Raw genomic sequence first — 4,179 nt, forward strand, 5'->3', positions numbered from 1 at the left:
ATGCAGTGAATCGCGGCACCGGCTCCGGGCCAAGTAACGTGGTCGTCTTCGATGCGAAGACACGCCAGATCGTCACCCGTATCCCGGTCGAGACCACTCCCTACCAGGCTGCGTTGACTTCGGACGGTAAGCTGCTTTTCGTCTCCAACTGGTCGAGCGAGTCGGTCAGCGTGATCGACACCGCAACCAATAAGGTCATTCGCACGGTGCGCGTCGGTATGAACCCGAACGAGATGAAGCTCTCTGCCGACGGCCGCCTCTTTGTTGCCTGCTCGAATGACAACACTATCTACGTGATCGATACGCGCTCGCTTCAGGTACTGGAGCGGCTGTCGACGACACAGACTCCGCTTGCGCCGGAGGGCTCGACGCCCGACGCCTTGGCCATCGATGACGAGCGCAAGCTGCTCTACATCGCCAATGCCGACAACAACTCCATCGCCGTCGCTCACATTGAGAACCGCGAGCACAGCACGGTCGTCGGCTTTGTGCCTACCGGTTGGTATCCTTCAGCCCTGCTGCTTACCGACAAGAACCAGACGCTTTATATCGCCAATGCCAAGGGTGAGGGCGGCCATCCTGATCCGGACGGTCCGCACTTCGGCAAGGAGAGCGATAAGACGCTGCAGAAGAGCAGCCTTGAGGTTCTGCCGGTCACGAACCTGAAGGACAACCTCGTGAAGTGGACGCGCCAGGTATCAGAAAACACGCCTTATCGCGACTCGATGCTTTCAGAGGCGCGGACGCCGCAGGAGCCGAGCGTGATTCCGCAGCACGTAGGCGAGGCCAGCCAGATCAAGCACGTGATCTACATCATCAAAGAGAACCGCACCTACGATCAGGAGTTCGGCGATATTGCGAATGCCAATGGCGATCCGAAGCTGGTGCTCTTCGGTGAAAAGGTCACACCCAATCAGCATGCGCTGGCGAAGCAGTATGTGGTGCTCGACAACCTGTACTGCGATGGTGAGGTCAGCGTCGATGGACACTCCTGGTCGAACTCCTCCTACGCCACCGACTTCAACGAGAAGCAGTGGCCGGCCGAGTACGGCTCACACAGCGCCGCCTCATACAGTGTGCGCGCGATGGTTCCGTCCGCAGGACATCTCTGGGATGTCGCCCGCCGCAAGGGCCTGACCTATCGCTCGTATGGCGAGAACGCCGCGCGCGCCAGCACCGGCACCAGCATGGAAGCAGCTCCCGGAGCCGATGGGCTGGTCGGCCATGTCTCCAAGGAGTATGGTCTTGGGCTCAACGTCCGCGATACGGATAAGGTCGCAGTCTTCCTGAAAGACTTCAAGGAGTTCGAAGCCAACTACGACAGCACTGAGCCTGAAAAGCGCCTGCCGAACTACATTGTGATGAGCATGCCGGAAGATCACACCCGCGGCACCACGCCCGGAGCCTTCACACCGCAGGCCATGGTCGCGAACAATGACTATGCCATCGGTCAGCTTGTCGATGCTGTAAGCCACAGCAGCTACTGGTCCAGCACCGCCATCTTCATCATCGAAGACGACGCCCAGGACGGCGCCGACCACGTCGATGGACGCCGCACCGTGGGCCTGGTGATCAGCCCGTATGTGAAGCGTGGCATCGTTGACAGCACGCTCTACACGACCAGCTCGATGGTGCGGTCGATGGAGCTACTGCTCGGCCTGCCGCCGATGAGCCAGTACGACGCCGCGGCGATGCCGATGTATGCCGCGTTCGGTGCGACGGCGAAGGATACGCCCTTCGACGTCATCCAACCGATGATCGACGTCAACGTAAAGAACACGAAGGACTCCTACGGCGCGAAGCAGAGCAGCAAGATGAACTTCAAAGATGTCGATCTCGCTCCGATGTATGCGCTGAACGAGATCCTGTGGAAGAGCATTCGCGGAGCTGACTCGGCCATGCCGGCTCCGGTTCATCGCTTCCGTCCGCTGGCGGATGCGAGTGAGTCGCCGAAACATGGGAAGGATGCTGATGACTAGGGTGTTGGACTAAGTAGGCGTTGGGTGGAGGATCGAGCTGTGCTCGATCCTTCTTTTTGTTTGTTATTTCGTTGCGCGGCGAAGAAAATCTGCTTCTCATACATCGCCCTCAGCGGCTAAAGCCGCGTTTCCTTGCGGGGCTTTGTACGGCACGGCTGAAGCCGTGCCCTTAAGCAAGGCATTCGCGCTATGCGCGAAACAAAAGACAGGCTAAAGACATAGCTCCCGTATCTGGAACGCTATTTCCCCTCTCGCCTGACTATCCCATCCCACGAAGTCGATAACGAATGCTGGCGGTAGAGTTGCTAGATCGCTCAGTTGCGCGTCGCGCAACCAGTTCGCACCGAAGGTGCGAATGTTGTGCTTAAGGGGACGGCTTCAGCCGTCCCGCACAGGAGTGACACAGGCGGCGGCTTTAGCCGCTGAGGGCGAAGTCTTTCACCTCACGAGATAACGGGGAGCAGGGTCCGGACGTCTTCTGCGGTAACACGTCCCTCCCCAACCATCCGCAAAGCCTCCTCGAATCGTGCCTGCCGCATGTTCTGCAGCAACCGCTCCCAATGAATCCGTCCATAGACGATCTTCGCCACGCTCTCTGCCAGATTGATTTCCCTTCTCCAAAGCCGGCGATGAAACTCATCGAATGCAGGTAACGGCTCACTCCGATCGATCGGCTTCCCTCCTGGGCCCAGCAGTAAGAACAACGAGGCGTACATCATATGCAGCGTCTGTCGCATAAGGAAGAACCGTGCTCGCTGATACGCATCTGCAGGCTTGCCGAAGTACTGCTGAAGATACGAAAGCTCGTCCTCCTCGTCTGCGATGAGGAAGTTCCCAGCGACCGCCAGATCGAAGTAGCGATCGTTTACGAAAGCTGCCTTCCAGTCCGTCAGCCAGACACGCTCTCCGTCGAAGAGGATGTTCTCCGGCTTCAGGTCGCTGTGGCACGAGACCATATCTCGCGGATCTCTGGGGTAGACTTCGCACAAGCGCGCATACGACGCAAAGACCTCATCGATCTCCGTCTGTGGAAGGATGCCCATGCCATGGAATCTCTCGATCGCCTTGCTCGCCGTCACATAGTTGAACTCTTTAGGAAACGGGGGCAGTGAATGCAGCCTGCGCAGAAGTTGCGGTATCCGCAGACGCGCCTCTTCGACCAGGAGCGGAACCTCCTCGACGAGGTCCGTGATGCAGATGCCCTGCTCCATATCAACATATCGGACCCGAGGAGCAATGCCCGCATCGGCAGCCATCGTCATGCAGGTGAACCGCCGCACGGGATCGTTGATCTCATCGATGCGGGTCATGATGCGTAACGAGTAGGGCGCTCCGTCGACAACTATGCGGAAGAGCAGGTCCGAGCCCAGTCCGGCGTCCATGGGATGAATGGCATCGAATGTCGCAACCCCGAACGCTGCATGCAAGCCCTTCTCGACCGACGCGCTCTTCTCCTGTGGAATCATGCATCCCTCCTTGGAAATCAAAACAATGCCTAGAGCATTTCTCCTGTTGCCGGGTATCCCGGAAGGGGCGTGCAGCGGCGTTTTCATTGCGGAAAACACCCATCGATGCGGGAACCCTACCCGACACCTACAGGAGAAGTGCCTGTCGATGGTGCCCGAGTTTTTGCTCAATTTCCAGTCTCGTTTTGCGAGGCGCGGCTTGATATCCTTAAGGCAGAGTTAAGCTGCATCTCCGTAAGATGAAAGGGACGTGAAGCGCCTCTTTCAGTATCTGATCCGCTTCTGATTGCTTCACAGAGCGTGCGCATTGGCGCGTGGTCTAGCGGTTTGCACTTTTATCTGCGTGTTCCCTTGCCCAACCCTGATCCGATCGATCCCTTTGGAGACCTTGCCATGTTTATCTTCCGCATGCGTGCATGCATGCTTGCACTCGCCATCGCTGTCACCGTACCGTTCTGCCAGGCACAAGCTACAGAGCAGTCTTTACCCGATGCTCCCCGTCCCAGCCAGCGCAAGATCATTCTCGGCATGCCGATGGAGATCCTCAAAGACCAGGCTGGCATATGGACCAGTCCGGCGCGTATCCGGTCGCGGGATCTGCTGTGGCTGACACCTCTTGCTGCAGCTACCGGAGTAGCCATTGCCACCGATCATCACACCATGGGCTCGGTGGTCTCGCACGATACCAACTTCAACCAGACCAGCGTGAATGCCTCGAATGCACTGACCGGTAC

3 protein-coding genes are annotated in these 4,179 nt (G+C 58.2%); 2 read left to right on the forward strand and 1 reads right to left on the reverse strand.

Going from position 1 to position 4,179, the window contains the following annotated elements:
• On the forward strand, window positions 1-1,979 hold a 1,979-nt coding region (locus AB4043_RS16745; protein WP_442307568.1), incomplete at its 5' end, for a bifunctional YncE family protein/alkaline phosphatase family protein.
• Window positions 1,980-2,422: 443 nt separating this feature from the next.
• On the opposite strand, the gene AB4043_RS16750 is transcribed toward AB4043_RS16745, so the two are convergent.
• Entirely contained in the window at window positions 2,423-3,445 is a 1,023-nt protein-coding gene (locus AB4043_RS16750; RefSeq protein WP_442303503.1) for a phosphotransferase, read from the reverse strand.
• A 327-nt stretch (window positions 3,446-3,772) separates the two neighbouring features.
• Between AB4043_RS16750 and AB4043_RS16755 the strand changes: the two genes are divergently transcribed.
• On the forward strand, window positions 3,773-4,179 hold a 407-nt coding region (locus tag AB4043_RS16755), incomplete at its 3' end, for a hypothetical protein (protein ID WP_442307569.1).

The sequence above is a fragment of the Terriglobus sp. YAF25 genome, assembly GCF_052113305.1.
Taxonomy (GTDB): domain Bacteria; phylum Acidobacteriota; class Terriglobia; order Terriglobales; family Acidobacteriaceae; genus Terriglobus.

What these genes read in the sequence shown, in the direction of transcription:
- AB4043_RS16750 (WP_442303503.1), bottom strand. Translation starts at nt 3,445, where the DNA reads ATGATTCCACAGGAGAAGAGCGCGTCGGTCGAGAAGGGCTTGCATGCA.